The following is a 20,984-nucleotide window of genomic DNA, read 5'->3' on the forward strand; positions in this document are numbered from 1 at the left end:
TGGTGGGTGATGACGGGATCGAACCGCCGACATTCTGCTTGTAAGGCAGACGCTCTCCCAGCTGAGCTAATCACCCGTTTGCATCTCCGAGGCCGCGAAATTTACGCAGGTAGCGAACCTAAGTCAATAGCAGGATTGAAGTTTTTCTAAAAAAGACGAATTTGTTTCCATCCTGCAAAACCGCTTTCGCGAGCGAGCCCGCTCCCACAGGGGGTATGCATTCCAAATGTGGGAGCGAGCCTGCTCGCGAAGGCGTCAGTTCATCCAACGCAAATTCAGAGAAAAAGGCGATCTACTCGCTATAGATCATCTTTTTCGTCATGCCGCCGTCGACGACGAATTCCTGCCCGGTGACAAACCCGGCATTCCTCGACAGCAACCACGCAACCATGGCCGCCACGTCCTCGACCGTCCCTACCCTGCCCGCCGGATGCTGAGCATGATCGGCATCGGCCAAAGGCTCGGCCCGACGCGCAGAAGGATCGCGCGCATCGATCCAGCCCGGACTCACGGCATTGACGCGAATCTCCGGCCCCAGACTGATCGCCAGCGCATGCGTCAGCGCCAACAAACCTCCCTTGCTCGCCGCATAGGCTTCTGAGTCCGCCTCCGACTGGCGCGCTCGGGTCGAAGCCAGATTGACGATCGAACCGTTGTGCGCGCGCAGATACGGCGCACAGTGCTTGGCCAGCAACATCGGCCCACTGAGGTTTACCGCCAGCACGCGATTCCAGTACGCCAGATCAAGGCTTTCCAGCGTGATGTTGTGTGGGTCAGCGACTGCCGCATTGCAGACCAGCGCATCAAGTCGACCGAACTGCCCGAGCACTTCAGCAACGCCGAGTGCTACCTGGCCCTCATCGGCAACATCCATCGCGATGAACCAGGCGTTCTCACCCAGCACCTTCGCCACTTTCGAGCCGCGCGCACGATCCAGATCGGTCAGCACGACCTGCCAGCCTTCGCTGATCAGCCATGCCGCGATCCCCAGACCGATACCGCGCGCGGCCCCCGTGACCAGCGCAACGCGGCCATGGGTGCCCGCTGTCGGCGTAGACAACTCGATCACAACGCTGCCAGACCGCGCGCCAGATCGGCCTGCAGGTCCGCCACATCTTCCAGACCGACCGCAATGCGGATCAGGCTGTCACGTATGCCCGCCGCTTCACGCTCTTGCGGCGCCAGACGACCATGAGAGGTGGTGCTCGGGTGCGTGATGGTGGTTTTGCTGTCACCGAGGTTGGCAGTAATCGAAATCAACCGGGTGGCATCGATAAAGCGCCAGGCGCCCTCTTTGCCGCCCTTGACCTCAAAGCTCACCACCGCACCAAAGCCCTTTTGCTGGCGCTGGGCCAACTCGTGCTGTGGATGGCTCTTGAGACCGGCGTAATGCACCTTCTCGATGCCTTCCTGCTGCTCCAGCCATTCGGCCAGTTCCTGGGCGTTCGCGCAGTGAGCCTTCATCCGCAGGTTCAGGGTTTCCAGACCTTTGAGGAAGATCCACGCATTGAACGGGCTCAGGGTCGGGCCGGCGGTGCGCAGGAAGCCGACGATTTCTTTCATCTGCTCACTGCGACCGGCAACCACGCCGCCCATGCAACGGCCTTGACCGTCGATGAACTTGGTTGCCGAGTGCACGACGATGTCTGCGCCCATTTTCAGCGGCTGCTGCAACGCTGGCGTGCAGAAGCAGTTGTCGACTACCAGCATCGCGCCTTTGGCGTGGGCGATTTCAGCCAGTGCGGTGATGTCGACCAGCTCAGCCAAAGGATTGGACGGAGATTCGACGAAAAGCAGCTTGGTATTCGACTTGATTGCCGCGTCCCAACCCGAAAGGTCAGCCAGCGGCACGTAATCGACTTCCACACCGAAACGCTTGAAGTACTTCTCGAACAGGCTGATGGTCGAACCGAATACGCTGCGCGAGACCAGCACGTGATCGCCAGCACTGCACAGGCTCATCACCACCGCCAGGATCGCCGCCATGCCGGTGGCGGTCGCAACAGCTTGCTCAGCGCCTTCCAGTGCAGCAATACGCTCTTCGAACGCACGCACGGTCGGGTTGGTGTAACGCGAGTAAACGTTGCCCGGCACTTCCCCGGCAAACCGCGCAGCCGCGTCGGCAGCGGTGCGGAACACGTAGCTGGAGGTGAAGAACATCGGATCACCGTGCTCGCCTTCCGGCGTACGGTGCTGACCGGCACGTACGGCCAGGGTATCGAACGCTACGCCTTCAAGGTCGCTGTCCAGCCGACCGGCATCCCATTCCTGACTCATGCTGTCACTCCTTGCCCTGTTCTCGAAAATTGAAAGTCAGATACAAAACCGGCCCCTCAGGGCCGGTAGAAACTCAGTTGTTGTACAGATCGATGATCGCACTGACCGCCTGGGTCTTGATCTTCGAGGAGTCGTTACGCGCCTGTTCGATCTTGTTCAGGTATGCCTCATCGACGTCGCCGGTGACGTACTTGCCGTCGAACACTGCGCAATCGAAGTTCTCGATCTTGATCTTGCCGCCGCCGACCGCTTCGATCAAGTCAGGCAAGTCCTGATAGATCAGCCAGTCAGCGCCGATCAGATCCGCCACGTCCTGAGTCGAACGGTTGTGTGCGATCAGTTCGTGCGCGCTCGGCATGTCGATGCCGTAGACGTTCGGGAAGCGAACCGCCGGAGCGGCCGAGCAGAAGTAGACGTTTTTCGCGCCGGCTTCGCGGGCCATCTGGATGATCTGCTTGCACGTGGTGCCACGAACGATCGAGTCGTCGACCAGCATCACGTTCTTGCCGCGGAATTCCAGCTCGATGGCGTTGAGCTTCTGACGTACCGATTTTTTGCGAGCCGCCTGGCCCGGCATGATGAAGGTACGACCGATGTAACGGTTCTTGACGAAACCTTCGCGGAATTTCACGCCCAAGTGGTTGGCCAGCTCCAGTGCCGCGGTACGGCTGGTGTCCGGGATCGGGATAACCACGTCGATGTCGTGCTCTGGACGCTCGCGCAGGATCTTCTCGGCGAGCTTCTCACCCATGCGCAGACGGGCCTTGTAGACCGACACGCCGTCGATGATCGAATCCGGACGCGCCAGGTAGACGTGTTCGAAGATGCACGGGGTCAGGGACGGGTTGGTCGCGCACTGACGGGTGTGCAGCTTGCCGTCTTCAGTGATGTAGACCGCTTCACCCGGGGCCAGGTCGCGAATCAGGGTGAAACCGAGCACGTCCAGCGAAACGCTTTCCGAGGCGATCATGTACTCGACGCCTTCGTCGGTGTGACGCTGACCGAACACGATTGGACGGATGCCATGCGGGTCACGGAAACCGACGATGCCGTAACCGGTGACCATCGCCACAACGGCATAACCGCCGACGCAACGGTTGTGCACGTCGGTCACGGCGGCAAACACGTCTTCTTCGGTCGGCTGCAGCTTGCCGCGCTGGGCCAGCTCGTGGGCAAACACGTTCAGCAGCACTTCCGAGTCGGAACTGGTGTTGACGTGACGCAGATCGGATTCGTAGATCTCTTTGGCCAACTGTTCAACGTTGGTCAGGTTACCGTTGTGCGCCAGGGTGATGCCGTAAGGCGAGTTGACGTAAAACGGTTGGGCTTCGGCCGAGGTCGAGCTGCCCGCGGTCGGGTAACGGACGTGGCCGATACCCATGTGGCCGACCAGACGCTGCATGTGACGCTGTTGAAACACGTCACGCACCAGGCCATTGTCCTTGCGCAGGAACAACCGGCCATCATGGCTGGTGACGATACCGGCAGCGTCCTGGCCGCGGTGCTGGAGCACGGTTAGCGCGTCATACAGCGCCTGATTGACGTTCGACTTACCGACGATACCGACGATGCCACACATGCGACGCAACCCCTACTTAATGGATCTGAACTGAACAACACTCACTGAGGCGTTTTCGCCGACGGCAAGAGTTGTTCCTTGAACGGAATATCAGCGGGTACGCTGATTCCGCTGGCAAGCCACTGACTGCTCCACCCGAGAATCAGGTTTTTGGACCAATCAGCGACCAATAGAAATTTTGGTACGAGCTGTGATTCTTTCCACCACCCGTCCTGCTGTACCGGCCCCAGGCTCAACAGCCCGACCGCCACGACCACCAGCAACACGCCACGCGCAGCGCCGAAGGCCATGCCGAGGAATCGATCGGTCCCGGACAACCCGGTGACGCGAACCAACTCGCCGATAAGATAATTGATCATTGCGCCCACGATCAGTGTGGCGACAAACATGATGGCACAGCCCGCGATCACGCGAGCCGATGGGGTTTCGATGTATCCGGCGAGGTACTCGGACAGTGAGCCACCGAACATCCAGGCGACGACTCCTGCGATGATCCAGGTCACCAGCGATAATGCTTCCTTGACGAAGCCGCGGCTCAAACTGATCAAAGCGGAGATGGCGATGATTGCAACGATCGCCCAGTCAACCCAGGTAAATGGCACAGTGCAGCCTACAGACGGATAAGGCGGCGCATTTTAGCAGAGCGCATGCCTCTCGGTAAGCTGCGATTGTCAGTGCATTTCAATCGGCGCGATAGTTTTTAGCCGCGCTCAGGCTGGAAGCGCACGACAAACCCCTTGAGGTTCTGCTGACGGCCCAACAGATCACGCAGACGATCAGCCTCGGCACGCTCGATCAACGGACCGACAAACACCCGATTCTTGCCATCGGCGGAACGGATGTACGCGTTATAGCCTTGGCTGCGCAGGGTTTTCTGCAGGCTTTCGGCGCTGGCACGACTCGACAGACTGGCCAGTTGCACCGACCAGCTCACCGACAGACCGTTGGCATCGACGCGGCTTTGCGTGGTGTCAGGCTTGCTCGAGGCCGCAGTGATCGGCTGAGCAGGTGCCGGAATCGGCTTGGCCACCGCGGGCGGCGCAACAGGCTTGGTGATCATAATGGGCGCTGTCGGCGCCGGCGCCGGCGCAACGGGCGCCGTTTCTTCTGCGACTTCTTCATCCGTCGGCACAGGTTCTTGCGGCAAGGTTTGCGGCTCAGGCACGGCCACCGTTTCCATTTGCACTTGCGGCACCACAGGCGCCTGCGGAGCGGCCGGAGCATCGACAGTCACCTGACGCTGCTCATCCTGACGGGAAAACAGCATCGGCAGGAAGATCACCGCCAGCGCGACCAGCACCAAAGCGCCAACCATGCGCTGCTTGTACGCTTTATCCAGCAAAGCCATTTGCCGCTTCCTCCGTGGAGCGCCGGGCCAGCCATTCAAGGGCCTCGGCAACACAATAAAATGATCCGAACAACAGAATCTCGTCGTCACTGGTTGCCACGGCGCACTGCCCTTCCAGCGCGGCCGCGACACCGTCGTAAGACGTGACAGAAGCGCCAAGGTTCTGCAGCGCTGCATGCAATTCAGCCACCGGGCGAGCACGCGGCGAATCCAGCGGCGCGACGGCCCAATGCTCGACACTAGCATTCAATTCGCCGACAACACCATCCAGATCCTTGTCGGCCAGCAGACCGAACACCGCCAGGCGCTTGCCGACCGGTGGCCGCGCAGCCAAACGACGAGCCAGATACTCGGCGGCGTGCGGGTTGTGACCCACATCCAGCAACAGATTCAGGCGCTTGCCGTTCCACTCGAACGAGCGGCGATCCAGTCGCCCGACCACGCGAGTGGCCTGCAACGCCGCGACAATCTGCGACCCATTCCACGGCAAGCCGAGCAGCAGATACGCCTGCAACGCCAGCGCGGCGTTTTCCATCGGCAGATCGAGCAGCGGCAAGTCACGCAGCTCAACCACTTGACCCTGCGCATCGGTGCCGCGCCATTGCCAGTGCTGATCGGTCATGCCGAGATCGAAGTCGCGCCCGCGCAGGAAGAACGGACAGGCCAGTTCGCGCGCCTTGTCGAGCAACGGTTGCGGAGGATTGAGATCGCCACACAAGGCAGGTTTGCCCTGACGGAAAATTCCGGCTTTCTCGAAAGCCACGGATTCGCGGGTGTCGCCCAGATAATCGGCGTGATCGACGCCAATGCTGGTGACCAGCGCGATGTCGGCATCGACCACGTTGACCGTGTCCAGACGCCCGCCCAGCCCGACTTCCAGCACCACCGCATCGAGTCCGGCCTGTTGAAACAGCCAGAACGCCGCGAGGGTGCCCATTTCGAAGTAAGTCAGGGAGGTGTCGCCGCGCCCGGCCTCGACTGCTGCAAAGGCTGCGCACAGCTGCGCGTCAGTGGCTTCGACGCCATTGAGCTGCACCCGCTCGTTATAGCGCAGCAGGTGCGGGGAATTGTAGACACCAACGCTCAGCCCCTGCGCGCGCAGCAATGAAGCCACGAAAGCGCAGGTCGAACCCTTGCCGTTGGTGCCAGTGACCGTGATCACCCGAGGCGCCGGCTGGCCCAGCCCCATGCGGGACGCTACCTGTTGCGAACGCTCCAGGCCCATGTCGATGGCCGACGGATGCAACTGCTCAAGGTAGGCGAGCCATTCGCCAAGGGTGCGCTCGGTCATAGGCCAGCAGGTACCGGAGGAACCACAATCGGCTCGATTGGCGCGGCGACGAATTTCGGCGTCGGCTTGCCAGTCATTTGTGCCAGCAGGTTACCCAGACGCGGGCGCAGTTCCTGACGGTGGATGATCATGTCGATCGCGCCGTGCTCCAGCAGGAATTCGCTGCGCTGGAAGCCTTCCGGCAGCTTCTCACGTACGGTTTGTTCGATAACGCGCGGGCCAGCGAAGCCGATCAGGGCTTTCGGCTCACCAACGATCACGTCGCCAAGCATCGCCAGACTTGCGGAAACACCACCGTAGACCGGGTCGGTCAGTACGGAGATGAACGGAATGCCTTCTTCACGCAGACGCGCCAGCACAGCCGAAGTCTTGGCCATCTGCATCAGCGAGATCAGCGCTTCCTGCATGCGCGCACCACCGGAGGCGGCGAAGCAGATCATCGGGCAGCGGTTTTCCAGCGCGTAGTTGGCGGCGCGTACGAAGCGCTCACCGACGATGGCACCCATGGAACCGCCCATGAAAGCGAATTCAAAGGCCGAAACCACCACTGGCATGCCCAGCAAGGTGCCACTGACCGAGATCAGCGCATCTTTTTCGCCGGTCTGCTTCTGTGCGGCGGTCAGACGATCCTTGTACTTCTTGCCGTCGCGGAATTTCAGACGATCTACCGGCTCCAGATCGGCCCCCAGTTCGCTGCGACCTTCAGCATCGAGGAAGATGTCGATGCGTGCACGTGCGCCGATGCGCATGTGGTGGTTGCACTTAGGGCAAACGTCCAGGGTCTTTTCCAGCTCTGGACGATACAGCACCGCCTCGCAAGACGGGCACTTGTGCCACAGACCTTCAGGCACCGAGCTCTTCTTGACCTCGGAACGCATGATCGAAGGGATCAGTTTGTCTACTAACCAGTTGCTCATGCTTTCTTTCTCCAGTACCGGCGGCCCGAACGCTCTGGTTCGCAGCCCCGCGTATGCCCTTCAGCTAAATTCATGTGTGTGGCGATGGTTGCCGGATTGCCACGGTCAGCGCGAAACATGACCTGCGTGCGATCCAGAAACCCTCAGCCGCGCCTGCTTTGTGCAAGTGCATTGATGGACGGCGGCAGACTGCCAGCCGTCACATCAATATGGCGCTTTGCGTACCGCGTTGATGAACGCGCGAATCTTTGCGTGATCCTTGATGCCCTTGCTCGCCTCTACCCCACCACTGACGTCTACCGCGTAAGGTTTCACCCGAGCCACGGCGCCTGCAACGTTCTCCGGGGTCAAGCCACCCGCCAGAATCAGCGGTTTGCTCAAACCTTGCGGAATCAATGACCAGTCAAACGCCTCACCGGTTCCGCCGGGCACACCTTCGACGTACGTGTCTAGCAGCACGCCACTGGCGCTCGGATAGGCAGCCACCGCTGCTGCGATGTCATCACCGGCCTTGACCCGCAACGCTTTGATGTACGGACGATGCCAGCCTTCGCAATCGTCAGCAGCTTCATCGCCATGGAACTGCAACAGATCCAGCGGCACGGCATCGAGGATTTCCCCCAACTCGCAGCGGCTGGCGTTGACGAACAGGCCTACTGTGGTCACAAACGGCGGCAATGCCTGAATGATCGCCCGCGCCTGCTGTACCGTTACCACACGTGGACTCTTGGCGTAGAACACGAACCCGATCGCATCTGCCCCGGCCTCAACGGCGGCCAGCGCATCTTCTATGCGGGTAATCCCGCAGATCTTGCTGCGAACGGCTGACATATCGAGAAAAACTCCGAGGCAAAATCCGGGAAAGTCCCGGATGGTAACAAAAGCGTTCGAGGGCGTCAGCCGTCAAGTTCGGAGAAACCCGTAAGGAAATGTGGCCCGATAAAACGCTCGGGCAACGGGAATTCATCGTGATACTCGACCTGCACCAGATACAGACCGTACGGATGCGCCGTAACGCCACCAGAACGGCGCTCGCGGCTCTCCAGCACTTCCTTCATCCACTCCACCGGGCGCTCGCCGGCGCCGATGGTCATCAGCACGCCAGCGATATTGCGCACCATGTGATGCAGGAAGGCATTGGCGCGAATATCGAGCACGATCATCTTGCCGTGACGGGTCACACGCAGGTGATGCATCTTCTTGATCGGCGACTTGGCCTGGCACTGGCCGGCACGGAACGCACTGAAATCATGGGTGCCGATCAGGTACTGCGCGGCCTCGGCCATGCGCTCGACGTCGAGCGGGCGGTGGTTCCAGGTGATTTCTTCGTTGAGATGCGCCGGGCGGATCTGATCGTTGTAGATCACATAGCGATAACGCCGCGCGATAGCTTTGAACCGCGCGTGAAAATGCGCCGGCATCACCCGCGCCCAACTGACGCTGATGTCATGCGGCAGATTGATATTGGCGCCCATGACCCAGGCCTTCAGCGAACGATCGACCGTCGTATCAAAGTGCACCACTTGCCCGCAGGCATGCACGCCCGCATCAGTGCGCCCGGCGCACTGCAGCGAAACCGGCGAATTGGCGACTTTCGACAGGGCTTTTTCGAGTTCTTCCTGCACCGTCGCCACACCCGTCAACTGACGCTGCCAGCCGCTGTAGCGCGAGCCTTTGTACTCAACGCCCAGCGCGACGCGGTAAAAGCCGTCGGGGGCCATTTCGGCGACCGGGTTATCTATGTTTGCCAAGGTGGGACAGCCTGCTGTTTGTGCAAAGGCGGGCATTATAAGGCTGTGGTTCAGGGATGCCAGAGTTCTCTATTGGCAGTTCTGGCCCTATCGCGAGCAGGCTCACTCCTACAGGGGAACGCATTCCAAATGTGGGAGCGAGCTTGCTCGCGAAAGCGGTGGATCAGACACCACTGGATCCCGCCCAAACAAAAACGGCAGCCTCACCGGGCTGCCGTTTTCGTTTACCGCTGGACTTACTACAAGCTCGAGAGCATGTCCTTGGCCTCGCCACGCTGCTTCGCGTCACCCTCGGTCAACACTTCGTTGAGGATGTCGCGCGCACCGTCGCTGTCGCCCATGTCGATGTAGGCCTGAGCCAGATCGAGCTTGGTCGCCGCTTCATCGGTGCCAGCGAGGAAGTCGAAATCATCCTCGCCAAGATCATCACCCTTCATTGCATCGGCTTCAGTGAAGGTCGGCTCTGCAATGGTTTGCGACAGACGATCCAGCTCGGCGTTGACATCATCCAGCTCGGTCGTGAATGCATCAGGTTCGGCCGCTGGGTTGCTGTCCATTTCATCGGCCAGCGACAGATCGAAATCGGCCGGCAGCTCCAGATCATCCTGAGGCACGTCAGCCACCACCGGCGGCTCGACCGGCGACAGATCCTTCACGCCTTCGTCCAGATCCAGCAGGAAGTCATCGTCCGCCAGATCAACCGCAGGCGCCGGCTCGGCCCCCAGATCCATATCCAGGTCGAAGTCCGACAGATCATCCAGATTCTCTTTGATCTCGGTCTGCTGCTGCAGAACCGATTCAAAGCTCAGGTCGTCGTCCGCTGGAAACTCGTCCAGCTCGACCGGCGCTTCAGGCTCAACCACCGGCGCAGGCTCTACCGGGGTGATGTTGTCGAGATCGTCCAGGCTCAGGTCAAACGCGCTGTCCAGATCGTCTTCCACTGGCGCCGGCGCCGGTGTTTCAGGCTCATCCAGCAGCAGATCCTTGACGTACTGCGCGTCCAGCTCGGCAGCCACGGCAGCAGCGGCCAGACCCGCCGCAGCGACGACGGCCATGGCCGGGAAGCGGCTTTTCAGCTCTTCGACCTTGGCGAAGTTGTCGCCGTTGGCGACCAACTGACGCTCCTGACCGACGAAGGCATCGCGGTCGCCCTGCTGACCGTAGACTTCCATCAGCTTCAGACGCAGGTCACTGCGCTGCGGCTCGAGGCTGACGCCCTCTTCGAGCAGCGCGGCAGCCTGATTCAAACGACCGGCATTGATATGCGACTGCGCTTTGTCGAGCACGTCATCGGAACGTTCGGCGGCCGGCGCCACCAGCGGCGCAGCAATCGGTTCAGCCATCACGATCGGCGCGACTACCGGAGCCACTACCGGTGCCGGAGCAGGTGCCGGGGTGTTGAGCTTGACGCTGGCCGCCGGGGTTTCCAGACCTTCGAAGCTGCTTTCCGGCAGATCCTGCTCGGCGGAGAACTCTTGTTCTTCCGACAGGGCACGGGCCATGCGCAGATGTTTCTCGGCTTCCTGCTGAGCTTTGCGGCGACGTGCCAGCAGCAACAGCAGGAGCGCCAGAACCACAGCACCGCCACCGATCAGACCCAGCAGGATCGGATTGGTCAGCAGCTCGTTGAAGGTTTTCTCTTCATCGACAGGAGGCTTCGGCGCAACAAGGGGTTCAACCGGTGTTTCAGCCGGTGGCGCAATCGCCGACTCTGGCGTCGGCGCCGCTTCTGCCGGGGTGGCAGGCGGAGTCGCGGCCAGTTCAGCCGTGATTGCAGGAACGGCTGGCGCGGCAGGATTGGTGGCCGGCGCAGCGCCCGCCCCTTCGGCCTGCAATTTCGCCAGCTGATTGTTTTTCAGCTCGATCAGTTTTTGCAGCTTGTCCAACTGGCTTTGCAGATCGGACATGCGGCTTTTCAGTTCCTCGTTGTCACGACGGGTCGTGTCGAGGCTTTCCTGAGTGACCGCGAGTTTGTTGCTCAAGGCTTTGGCGTCACCCGCCGGGCCTTTGCCGCGCGCCTTGGCGCTTTCGGCGGAGACCAGACTCAGATTGTCCTGGGCATTCTGTGCAGCACCGGTATTGCCGCGACCACGATTGGTCGCATCGAGCTGCTGCTGACCGGTGCCCGGCTTGGCTACATAACGACGCCCCTGACGCCAGGCTTCGTTCTGCGCAGCGACTTCGGCAATCGCTTTCGATTGTGGCAGCGCAGTGCTTTGCACCGCATCCGGCAGACGTAACACCTGGCCGGTTTTCAGTCGGTTGATGTTACCGCCGATAAACGCGTCCGGGTTCAGCGCTTGAATGGCCAGCATGGTCTGCTGCACCGAACCGCCACTGCGCGCCTTCGCGGCGATTTCCCACAGAGTGTCGCGCGGCGTGGTGGTGTATTGGCTCGGGTGCGTGGCGCCGGTGGTCGGCGCAGCGATGGTCGGCGACGGCGCCGGTTGCGCGGCGGCATCAGCGGTCTGCGGCGAGAACTTCGATGGATCCAGCAGCACGCTGTAGTCGCGCAGCAGACGGCCATTTGGCCACATCACCTGCACGAGAAATTTCACCATCGGTTCCGACAGCGGCTTGCTCGAGGTCACGCGCAGCACGCTTTTGCCGCTGGCGTTGAGTACCGGCGTGAAGGTCAGGTCATTGAGGAAGGCTTGGCGATCAACACCGGCCTTGGCGAAATCTTCAGGGGAAGCCAGGCTCGGCACCACTTCGGCAGCGGTGAGATCCTTGACGTCGAGCAACTCGATTTCAGCCACCAGCGGCTGGTTCAGGGTCGACTTCAGGGTCAGCTCCCCGAGCCCGAGGGCATGCGCCATACCGGAGGACAGCGCCGAGGCGGCCGCTATTGCTAACACCAGTTTGCGAACTTGAACCATAGCCTCATCCTTTGTTTGAACGTTCCTCGGCCAGCGAGAAGATGTTGAATACCGCTGCCGTAAGGCATTGCGCGCGACGACGACGGATGCCGCGCGCGATCATTTCTTTGATGCCCCGGAATGTCCCGGAGGGTGACACGTTATCGAGCAATCCGGGCAAGCATAGCGCTCACCTAGAATCAGTCGACAAATTGTTGCCAAGTATCTTTTACAGCAGGTCTTTTATCAACAACTCAGCCACCTGCACAGCGTTAAGGGCCGCGCCTTTGCGTACGTTATCTGACGTCAGCCACAGATTAAGTTCCGCCGAGTCGTCGACACCACTGCGCACGCGTCCGACATAGACAACGTCCTGCCCTACCGCGTCACCGACTGCAGTCGGGTAATCACCGGCCTCGACCAGCTCAATGCCCGGCGCTGCTTCGAGTGCAGCGTTGACTTTTTCCAGGTCGACAGCCTGTGCTGACTGCAAGGTCACGCTAAAGCTATCGCCAAAAAACACCGGGGCTTGAACGCAAGTTGCGGAAATCTTTAATAAAGGCAGCGCCAGCACCTGACGCAGCTCGCGCACCAGACGTTTTTCCAGCAGCGTATGGCCCTGCGCGTCAGGCGTGCCGACCTGGGCCAGCAGGTTGAAAGCCATCTGCCGATCAAAGAAAGTCGGCTCCAATGGGCGCATGTTCAGCAGCTCGGCGGTTTGCCGCGCGAGTTCGGCAACGGCCTCACGCCCCTGCGCGGAAACGGCCAGATTGGCAGTGACATTGACGTATTGCAGGTCGATCAGACCGAGCAGCGGCGCCAGTACTACCGCGAGCGAAGTGGCCGACGGGCTTGGGCTGCTGACCTGGAACGGCGCTTTCAAACTGGCGAGTACTGCGTCGTTGGCTTCCGGCACCACTTGCGGTGCCTGATCGGCCGGCAAGGCGCCGGACAGGTCGATCAGCGAGCAACCGGCGGCGTGAGCACGCGCGGCGTAGCTCAGGGTAATCGCCGGGCCTGCGGCGAAAAACACCAGTTTGACCTTGCTGAAATCGAACTCATCGACTTCGCGTACACGCACGTTCTTGTTGCGGAACAGCACCGAGCTGCCAGCGGATTCGCTGCTCGCCAGCAGGTGCAGGTTGCCGACCGGGAAGCTGCGCTCTTCGAGAATCTGCACGAGGGTTTCGCCGACAGTACCGGTGGCGCCGATCACGGCAATATCTAGGGTCTGGGTCATGGTGCGAGCCTCTGGCGAAACGGGGGGAGCGGCACTTTACCGGGTGACTGGCGCACAGGCAATTTCTGCCCACCAGGATCGTTCCCACGCTCTGCGTGGGAATGCCGCATCGGACGCTCTGCGTTCGGCTCGTAAAAGGACGCGGAGCGTCCCGGGATGCATTCCCACGCAGAGCGTGGGAACGATCGGCATAAAAAAACCCGCACCCCTTTCAAGGCACGGGCTCTTTCATTACTTCAAGCAATCAACGCTCAAGCAAAATCCGCAACATGCGACGCAGCGGTTCGGCCGCGCCCCACAGCAGTTGGTCGCCGACGGTGAAGGCACCGACGAACTGCGAACCCATGTTCAGCTTGCGCAGACGACCGACCGGAACATTCAGGGTGCCGGTGACCTTGGTCGGGCTCAGTTCCTGCATGCTGATTTCGCGCTGGTTAGGCACCAGTTTGACCCAAGGGTTGTGCTGGCTGATCAGCCCTTCGATATCGGCGATCGGTACGTCTTTGTTCAGCTTGATGGTCAGCGCCTGGCTGTGGCAGCGCATGGCGCCGATGCGCACGCAGATGCCGTCGACCGGGATCGGGCTCTTGAAGCGACCGAGAATCTTGTTGGTCTCGGCCTGGGCCTTCCACTCTTCACGGCTCTGGCCGTTCGGCAGTTCCTTGTCGATCCACGGGATCAGACTGCCGGCCAGCGGTACGCCAAAATTTTCGGTCGGGTACGCTTCGCTGCGCATGGCGTCGGCAACGCGACGGTCGATGTCGAGGATCGCACTGGCAGGATCGGCCAGTTGATCGGCGACAGCGGCGTGGGTTGCGCCCATTTGCTTGATCAGTTCACGCATGTTCTGCGCGCCGGCACCGGAGGCCGCCTGATAGGTCATGGCGCTCATCCACTCGACCAGACCGGCCTCGAACAGACCACCCAGGCCCATCAGCATCAGGCTGACGGTGCAGTTGCCGCCGATGTAGTTCTTGGTGCCCGCGTCGAGCTGCTGGTCGATGACCTTGCGGTTGACCGGATCAAGAATGATCACCGCGTCATCGTTCATGCGCAGGCTCGAGGCCGCGTCGATCCAGTAACCCTGCCAGCCGGCTTCGCGCAGCTTGGGGAACACTTCGCTGGTGTAGTCGCCGCCCTGGCAGGTCAGAATCACGTCGAGGGTCTTCAGCTCGTCAATGCTGTAAGCATCCTTGAGCGGAGCAATGTCCTTGCCCACGGACGGGCCTTGGCCACCGACGTTGGACGTGGTGAAAAACACCGGCTCGATTAGATCGAAATCCTGCTCTTCCAGCATCCGCTGCATGAGCACGGAACCGACCATCCCGCGCCAACCGATCAGACCTACACGTTTCATCGCAACTACACCTTCTTGAAAAGTGGGCCGCTGCTTTGTATTGAATTTCGCAGCGGGCCCGAGAGATTACAGATTCCGCAGCGCGGCGACTACTGCGTCGCCCATTTCCTGCGTACCGACTTTGCTGCAACCGGCCGAATAGATGTCACCGGTGCGCAGGCCTTGATCGAGCACAACACTGACGGCTTTTTCGATGGCATCGGCCGCGTCATGCAGATTGAAGCTGTAACGCAGCATCATCGACACCGACAGAATGGTCGCCAACGGGTTGGCAATGCCTTTACCGGCGATGTCCGGAGCGGAACCGTGGCAAGGCTCGTACATGCCCTTGTTGTTGGAATCCAGCGAGGCCGACGGCAACATGCCAATGGAGCCGGTGAGCATCGACGCTTCGTCGGACAGGATGTCGCCGAACAGGTTGTCGGTGACGATCACGTCGAACTGCTTCGGCGCGCGCACCAGTTGCATGGCGGCGTTGTCGACGTACATGTGGCTCAGTTCGACTTCCGGATAGTCTTTGGCCACTTGCTCGACCACTTCACGCCACAGTTGGCTGGACGCCAGCACGTTGGCCTTGTCCACCGAGCAGAGCTTTTTGCCACGGACCATGGCCATGTCGAAACCGACACGGGCGATGCGGCGGATTTCGCTCTCGCTGTACGGCAGTGTGTCGTAGGACTGACGCTCGCCGTTTTCCAGAGTACGGGTGCCGCGCGGCGCGCCGAAGTAGATGCCACCGGTCAGCTCACGGACGATGAGGATGTCCAGACCGGCAACGATTTCCGGCTTCAGGCTCGAAGCGTCAGCCAGTTGCGGATACAGGATCGCCGGACGCAGGTTGCCGAACAGGCCCAGTTGCGCACGGATTTTCAGCAGGCCGCGCTCAGGGCGGATGTCACGCTCGATGGTGTCCCATTTCGGACCGCCAACGGCACCCAGCAGTACAGCGTCAGCAGCGCGGGCGCGGTCGAGGGTTTCATCGGCCAGCGGCACGCCGTGCTTGTCGATGGCGGCGCCACCGATCACGTCATGGCTCAGCTCGAAGCCCAGGCTGTACTTGTCGTTGGCCAGTTCCAGCACCTTGACCGCTTCGGCCATGATTTCCGGACCAATACCGTCACCTGGGAGAATCAGAATCTGCTTGCTCATGCTTTCCTCGTGTCTTCAGTCGGTGCGCCTTTACCGGCACGCCCGGAAAAATTCTTATCGCTCGGCCATCAGCACGATGACATCTGTACTGAACGAGCCGTCGGCATCAATCTCAAAATATTCGCGCACTTCGTTGCCCATCGACTGCTGCAACTGGCGGATCGCGGCGCGCATCACTTCGGGTGTACGCATGCGCTCAACCCAGCTGGTGTACTCCAGACGCAGACGCTGACGCGTGGTACTGCGCACATGCAGACCGGCCTCGCTGACCTGCCGCAGCCATTCGGCGGCGGAATAATCGCGCACATGACTGGTGTCGCGCAGCACTTCGACGCTTTGCAGGTAAGTGTCGAACAATGGGCTGCCCGGTGACAACACGTCAACGAACGCGGCCACACCGCCCGGCTTCAGCACCCGACGCACTTCGCGCAGGGCCACACCGAGATCGCTCCAGTGATGCGCCGAATAACGGCTGAACACGAAGTCGAACTCGCCATCGGCAAACGGCAGACGCTCGGCGGCGCCGTTGACCGTGGCAATGTTGGTGAAACCGCGATCAACGGCAGCGGCGGCGACCACGTCGAGCATTTGCTGCGACAGGTCGTAGGCGACCACTTCCTTGACCAGCGGTGCGACGTGGAAACTGACGTGACCGGCGCCGCAGCCCAAGTCCAGCACCCGGGCGTTGCCCCGCCCTTTCAGCTCAGCCTGTAGCAGCGCGAATTCGGTGCCTTGAGCGTGAACGGCGCTGCTCAGGTAGGCGGCGGCCTGTTCACCGAATTGCTTTTGTACGACCTGAGTGTGTTGGGCGGTGCTGGTCATGGTCACTTCCTTCTGGGTTTTAGCCTTGTATTGCCCGGACTACCGCCTTCGCGAGCAAGCTCGCTCCCACATTTGAAATGCATTCCCCTGTGGGAGCGAGCTTGCTCGCGAAGGGGCCAGCCCTGACTACATCAATCTCAAATCAATCACGCGTCGCGGAACAACCACGGCTGGCTCACACGATGCTTGGCCTCAAACGTCGCAATCGCATCGCCGTCCTGCAAGGTCAAACCGATATCGTCCAGACCGTTCAACAGGCAGTGCTTGCGGAACGCATCGATCTCGAAGCTGTACACCTTGCCATCCGGACGGGTCACGGTCTGCGCCTGCAGATCGACCTGCAATTGATAGCCCGGCTCGGCCTCAACTTGCTTAAACAATTCATCGACTTCAGCGTCGCTCAAGATGATCGGCAGCAAGCCGTTCTTGAAGCTGTTGTTGAAGAAGATGTCGGCGTAGCTCGGCGCGATGATGCTGCGGAAACCGTATTCTTCCAGGGCCCACGGCGCGTGTTCACGGCTGGAGCCGCAACCGAAGTTCTCGCGAGCGAGCAAGACGCTGGCGCCTTGATAACGCTCGGCATTGAGGACGAAGTCCTTGTTCAGCGGACGCTTGGAGTTGTCCTGATACGGCTGGCCGACATCGAGGTAGCGCCACTCGTCGAACAGGTTCGGGCCGAAACCGGTGCGCTTGATCGACTTCAAGAACTGCTTTGGAATGATTTGGTCGGTGTCGACGTTGGCACGATCCAAAGGCGCGACAAGACCAGTGTGCTGGGTAAAAGCTTTCATGCTGCGCTCCTTTAAATCAATTCACGAACGTCGATGAAACGACCATTCACCGCTGCCGCCGCCGCCATGGCCGGGCTGACGAGGTGGGTACGGCCACCGGCGCCCTGACGGCCTTCGAAGTTACGGTTGGAGGTCGAGGCGCAATGTTCGCCGGACTCCAAACGGTCCGGGTTCATCGCCAGGCACATCGAGCAACCCGGCTCACGCCATTCGAAACCGGCTTCGAGGAAAATCTTGTCGAGACCTTCGGCCTCAGCCTGCGCCTTGACCAGACCCGAGCCCGGCACCACGATCGCTTGCTTGATGGTCGAAGCGACCTTGCGGCCCTTGGCGATCACCGCTGCAGCGCGTAAGTCTTCGATCCGCGAGTTGGTGCAGGAACCGATAAACACGCGATCCAGCTGAATGTCGGTGATCGCCTGATTGGCGGTCAAACCCATGTATTTCAAGGCGCGGACGATCGAGTCGCGCTTGACCAGATCCATTTCCTTGGCCGGGTCCGGCACGTTCTGATCAACGGCCAAAACCATTTCCGGCGAAGTGCCCCAGCTCACTTGCGGCTTGATCTGCGCAGCGTCGAGTTCGACCACGGTGTCGAACTTGGCGTCGGCGTCGGAAACCAGGTCTTTCCAGGCTTCGACGGCCATGTCCCATTCAGCGCCTTTCGGTGCAAACGGACGGCCCTTCACGTAATCGACGGTCTTCTGATCCGCAGCCACCAGACCGACGCGGGCGCCGGCCTCGATGGACATGTTGCAGATGGTCATGCGGCCTTCAACGGACAAATCGCGGATCGCGCTGCCAGCGAACTCGATGGCGTGGCCGTTGCCGCCGGCGGTGCCGATCTTGCCGATCACTGCGAGGACGATGTCCTTGGCGGTCACGCCGAACGGCAATTGCCCTTCAACGCGCACCAGCATGTTTTTCATTTTCTTGGCGACCAGGCACTGGGTGGCGAGCACGTGCTCGACCTCGGAAGTGCCGATACCGTGCGCCAAAGCGCCGAACGCACCGTGGGTCGAGGTGTGCGAGTCGCCGCAGACCACGGTCATGCCCGGCAAGGTTGCGCCCTGCTCCGGGCTGATCACGTGGACGATGCCTTGGCGGACGTCGTTCATCTTGAACTCGACGATGCCGTATTCATCGCAGTTGTCGTCGAGGGTCTGAACCTGCAAACGCGAGACCTGGTCGGCAATGGCTTCGATGCCGCCCTTGCGTTCCGGGGTGGTCGGTACGTTGTGATCCGGGGTCGCGATGTTGGCATCGATGCGCCAAGGCTTGCGCCCGGCCAGACGCAGGCCTTCAAAGGCTTGCGGCGAGGTCACTTCGTGAATGATGTGACGATCGATATAGATCAGCGCCGAGCCATCGTCGCGCTGCTTGACCAAATGCGAATCCCAGAGCTTGTCGTAGAGCGTTTTGCCGGCCATCAGACGGTTCCTCATCAGCTTGTTTCTATGCCCTGGGCTTATCAATAACCCTTTGGCTTGTGAGGCCGATCCTATGGGGTTAGATTAAATAACTCAAATTCATATTTTTTATGCTTTGGATAACCAACTGGAATACCAACATGGATCTGGCCAACCTCAACGCTTTTATCGCGATTGCCGAGACCGGCAGCTTCTCCGGCGCCGGCGAACGTTTGCACCTGACACAGCCGGCAATCAGCAAACGCATCGCCGGTCTGGAGCAGCAATTGAAGGTGCGTTTGTTTGATCGACTGGGCCGTGAAGTCGGCCTGACCGAGGCTGGCCGCGCCCTGCTGCCACGGGCCTATCAGATTCTCAACGTGCTGGATGACACCCGCCGCGCCCTGACCAACCTGACCGGTGAAGTCAGCGGGCGCCTGACCCTGGCCACCAGTCACCACATCGGTTTGCACCGTTTGCCGCCGCTGTTAAGGGAATTCACCCGCCGCTACCCACAAGTTGCGCTGGATATTCAGTTCCTCGATTCGGAAGTGGCCTACGAAGAAATTCTCCATGGCCGCGCCGAACTGGCGGTCATCACCCTGGCGCCGGAACCTCACGCACTGGTCAAAGCCACGCCCGTGTGGGACGACCCGCTGGATTTCGTGGTCGCCCCGGAGCATTCGCTGATCAATAACGGTGCCGTCAGTCTGGCCGACATTGCCGGTCATCCGGCGGTTTTCCCCGGCGGCAACACCTTTACTCACCATATTGTCCAACGCTTGTTCGAGGCCCAAGGCCTGACGCCGAACATCGCCATGAGCACCAACTACCTGGAAACCATCAAGATGATGGTCTCGATCGGTCTGGCCTGGAGCGTGTTGCCACGCACCATGCTCGATGAACAGGTGGCAAGCATCGTATTGCCGGGCATACAGCTCAGTCGCCAGCTAGGCTATATCCTGCACACTGAACGGACGCTCTCGAATGCGGCACGGGCCTTTATGGCCTTATTGGATGCACAAATCGATCTGCCAGGGACTTGAGGCCAACTTGTGCTACTCCTATAGAGCCGCTGCCCCTGTGCCTAACGTCACCCTCAGCTCAAGGCTTGTCCACAATGCCGAAATCTGTTGACCGAATTCCGCCGATGCCGCGTATTCAGGCGATTGACCCGCGTCATTCCGAGCAGAGCTGGGAAAGCGCGCCGCAATTGCTCGCCGCGCTCAACGGCGCGCGGCTCGGCGCCTGGTATTGGGACATAGAGCGCGGGCAGATCAGTTGGTCGCGTGGCACCCAGGCATTGTTCGGCTTCGATCCTCGGCAACCGCTGCCCGAAGATCTGGAATACCTCGACTTGCTGCCGCCGGAAGATCGCGCGAAAACCGTGCGCGCCTTCCACGCGGTGATTGCCGGTGCGCCGCTGGAACAAGCGATGCACCACCGCATCCGCTGGCCCGACGGTAGTCTGCACTGGCTGGAGATCAGCGGCAGCCTGCTGCCGGATAAAAACGGCCGCCCCCGAATGATCGGGGTGATTCGTGAAATCACCCACCAGCGCCAACGCGAACAAGCCCTGAGCAGCTCGGAGAAACGTTTCGCGACACTTTTTCACCTGTGCCCGAACATGGTCCTGCTGACCCGCCAGGAAGACGGCCTGATCAGCGAAGCCAATCAGTACTTCGAAAGCCTGTTTGGCTGGCCGGTGCAGAGCGCCATCGGCCGTACCACCCTGGAACTGGGCTTGTGGGTGCATCCCGAGCAACGCGGCGAACTGATCAAAAAGACCAAGGCCAAGGGCGAACTGATCAGCATGGAAGTGCAGTTTCGCGCCAGCAATGGGCAGATTCACGACGGCATTCTCAGTGCACAGAAAGTCGAACTCGAAGGCCAGCCGTATCTGCTCAGCACCTTCCTCGACACCACCGAACGCAAAGCCGCCGAACACGCCTTGAAGGACAGCCAGGAACGTCTCGATCTGGCACTGGACTCGGCACAACTCGGCACCTGGGACTGGCACATTCCCAGCGGCATGCTCTACGGCTCGGCGCGGGCCGCGCAATTGCACGGGCTGGAGCCGAAACCGTTTCATGAATCGTTCGAAGAGTTTTTCGAAGGTGTGCCCGGCGAAGAACGCGACAGCATGCGCGACGCCTACCGCAGCCTGCGCGAAGGCCCGGCGGGCAATTATCAGC

At 60.6% G+C, this 20,984-nt stretch carries 18 protein-coding genes and 1 tRNA gene; 2 read left to right on the top strand and 17 right to left on the bottom strand.

Going from position 1 to position 20,984, the window contains the following annotated elements; genetic code table 11:
- From ACWR1S_RS28690 to leuC, 17 genes are all read right to left on the bottom strand, one after another.
- Positions 1–76, bottom strand: a tRNA-Val gene (locus ACWR1S_RS28690).
- Positions 77–292: 216 nt separating this feature from the next.
- Positions 293–1,069 (bottom strand): SDR family oxidoreductase, encoded by a 777-nt coding sequence (locus ACWR1S_RS28695; RefSeq protein WP_008083223.1) that lies wholly within the window; start codon positions 1,067–1,069, stop codon positions 293–295.
- Positions 1,066–2,277 (bottom strand): O-succinylhomoserine sulfhydrylase, encoded by a 1,212-nt coding sequence (locus tag ACWR1S_RS28700; protein WP_454565864.1) that lies wholly within the window; start codon positions 2,275–2,277, stop codon positions 1,066–1,068. The genes ACWR1S_RS28695 and ACWR1S_RS28700 overlap by 4 nt, the downstream gene beginning before the upstream one ends.
- Before the next feature lie 73 nt (positions 2,278–2,350).
- Positions 2,351–3,856 carry an amidophosphoribosyltransferase gene (gene purF / locus ACWR1S_RS28705; protein WP_007913462.1) on the bottom strand — a complete coding sequence of 502 codons (1,506 nt, stop codon included), beginning with the start codon at positions 3,854–3,856 and terminating at the stop codon, positions 2,351–2,353.
- A 41-nt stretch (positions 3,857–3,897) separates the two neighbouring features.
- Positions 3,898–4,458 (bottom strand): CvpA family protein, encoded by a 561-nt coding sequence (locus ACWR1S_RS28710; RefSeq protein WP_007913461.1) that lies wholly within the window; start codon positions 4,456–4,458, stop codon positions 3,898–3,900.
- 98 nt (positions 4,459–4,556) lie between these two features.
- Positions 4,557–5,204: an SPOR domain-containing protein gene (locus ACWR1S_RS28715; protein WP_454565865.1), complete on the bottom strand. Its 648-nt coding sequence runs from the start codon at positions 5,202–5,204 to the stop codon at positions 4,557–4,559.
- The gene (folC, locus tag ACWR1S_RS28720; RefSeq protein ID WP_454565866.1) at positions 5,188–6,495 is read right to left on the bottom strand and encodes a bifunctional tetrahydrofolate synthase/dihydrofolate synthase; all 1,308 of its coding nucleotides are present in this window, start codon (positions 6,493–6,495) and stop codon (positions 5,188–5,190) included. The genes ACWR1S_RS28715 and folC overlap by 17 nt, the downstream gene beginning before the upstream one ends.
- Positions 6,492–7,412, bottom strand: a complete 921-nt coding sequence (gene accD / locus ACWR1S_RS28725) for an acetyl-CoA carboxylase, carboxyltransferase subunit beta (RefSeq protein WP_454565867.1) — start codon at positions 7,410–7,412, stop codon at positions 6,492–6,494. Before accD ends, folC begins: the two co-directional genes overlap by 4 nt.
- Before the next feature lie 204 nt (positions 7,413–7,616).
- Positions 7,617–8,243: a phosphoribosylanthranilate isomerase gene (locus ACWR1S_RS28730; protein WP_454565868.1), complete on the bottom strand. Its 627-nt coding sequence runs from the start codon at positions 8,241–8,243 to the stop codon at positions 7,617–7,619.
- Positions 8,244–8,308: 65 nt separating this feature from the next.
- Positions 8,309–9,133, bottom strand: coding sequence for a tRNA pseudouridine(38-40) synthase TruA (gene truA / locus ACWR1S_RS28735; protein ID WP_034152768.1), 825 nt, complete (start codon positions 9,131–9,133; stop codon positions 8,309–8,311).
- A gap of 269 nt (positions 9,134–9,402) precedes the next feature.
- Positions 9,403–12,042 carry a FimV/HubP family polar landmark protein gene (locus ACWR1S_RS28740; protein WP_454565869.1) on the bottom strand — a complete coding sequence of 880 codons (2,640 nt, stop codon included), beginning with the start codon at positions 12,040–12,042 and terminating at the stop codon, positions 9,403–9,405.
- A gap of 208 nt (positions 12,043–12,250) precedes the next feature.
- Complete coding sequence (locus ACWR1S_RS28745; RefSeq protein ID WP_454565870.1) at positions 12,251–13,261, bottom strand: aspartate-semialdehyde dehydrogenase; 1,011 nt, start codon at positions 13,259–13,261, stop codon at positions 12,251–12,253.
- A 244-nt stretch (positions 13,262–13,505) separates the two neighbouring features.
- On the bottom strand, positions 13,506–14,618 hold the full coding sequence (gene asd / locus ACWR1S_RS28750; RefSeq protein WP_007913448.1) for an aspartate-semialdehyde dehydrogenase: 1,113 nt from the start codon (positions 14,616–14,618) through the stop codon (positions 13,506–13,508).
- Between the two features lie 66 nt (positions 14,619–14,684).
- Positions 14,685–15,767, bottom strand: coding sequence for a 3-isopropylmalate dehydrogenase (gene leuB, locus ACWR1S_RS28755; protein ID WP_034152771.1), 1,083 nt, complete (start codon positions 15,765–15,767; stop codon positions 14,685–14,687).
- A 54-nt stretch (positions 15,768–15,821) separates the two neighbouring features.
- The gene (locus tag ACWR1S_RS28760; protein WP_454565871.1) at positions 15,822–16,589 is read right to left on the bottom strand and encodes a class I SAM-dependent methyltransferase; all 768 of its coding nucleotides are present in this window, start codon (positions 16,587–16,589) and stop codon (positions 15,822–15,824) included.
- A 146-nt stretch (positions 16,590–16,735) separates the two neighbouring features.
- On the bottom strand, positions 16,736–17,380 hold the full coding sequence (gene leuD / locus ACWR1S_RS28765; protein ID WP_007913445.1) for a 3-isopropylmalate dehydratase small subunit: 645 nt from the start codon (positions 17,378–17,380) through the stop codon (positions 16,736–16,738).
- A gap of 11 nt (positions 17,381–17,391) precedes the next feature.
- On the bottom strand, positions 17,392–18,810 hold the full coding sequence (gene leuC / locus ACWR1S_RS28770) for a 3-isopropylmalate dehydratase large subunit (RefSeq protein WP_016984527.1): 1,419 nt from the start codon (positions 18,808–18,810) through the stop codon (positions 17,392–17,394).
- 140 nt (positions 18,811–18,950) lie between these two features.
- On the opposite strand from leuC, the gene ACWR1S_RS28775 reads away from it, so the two are divergent.
- Both ACWR1S_RS28775 and ACWR1S_RS28780 read left to right on the top strand, forming a co-directional pair.
- Positions 18,951–19,835: a LysR family transcriptional regulator gene (locus ACWR1S_RS28775; RefSeq protein WP_220558417.1), complete on the top strand. Its 885-nt coding sequence runs from the start codon at positions 18,951–18,953 to the stop codon at positions 19,833–19,835.
- Between the two features lie 74 nt (positions 19,836–19,909).
- On the top strand, positions 19,910–20,984 hold a 1,075-nt coding region (locus tag ACWR1S_RS28780; protein ID WP_454565872.1), incomplete at its 3' end, for a PAS domain-containing protein.

This window comes from Pseudomonas sp. AIG, assembly GCF_977020205.1.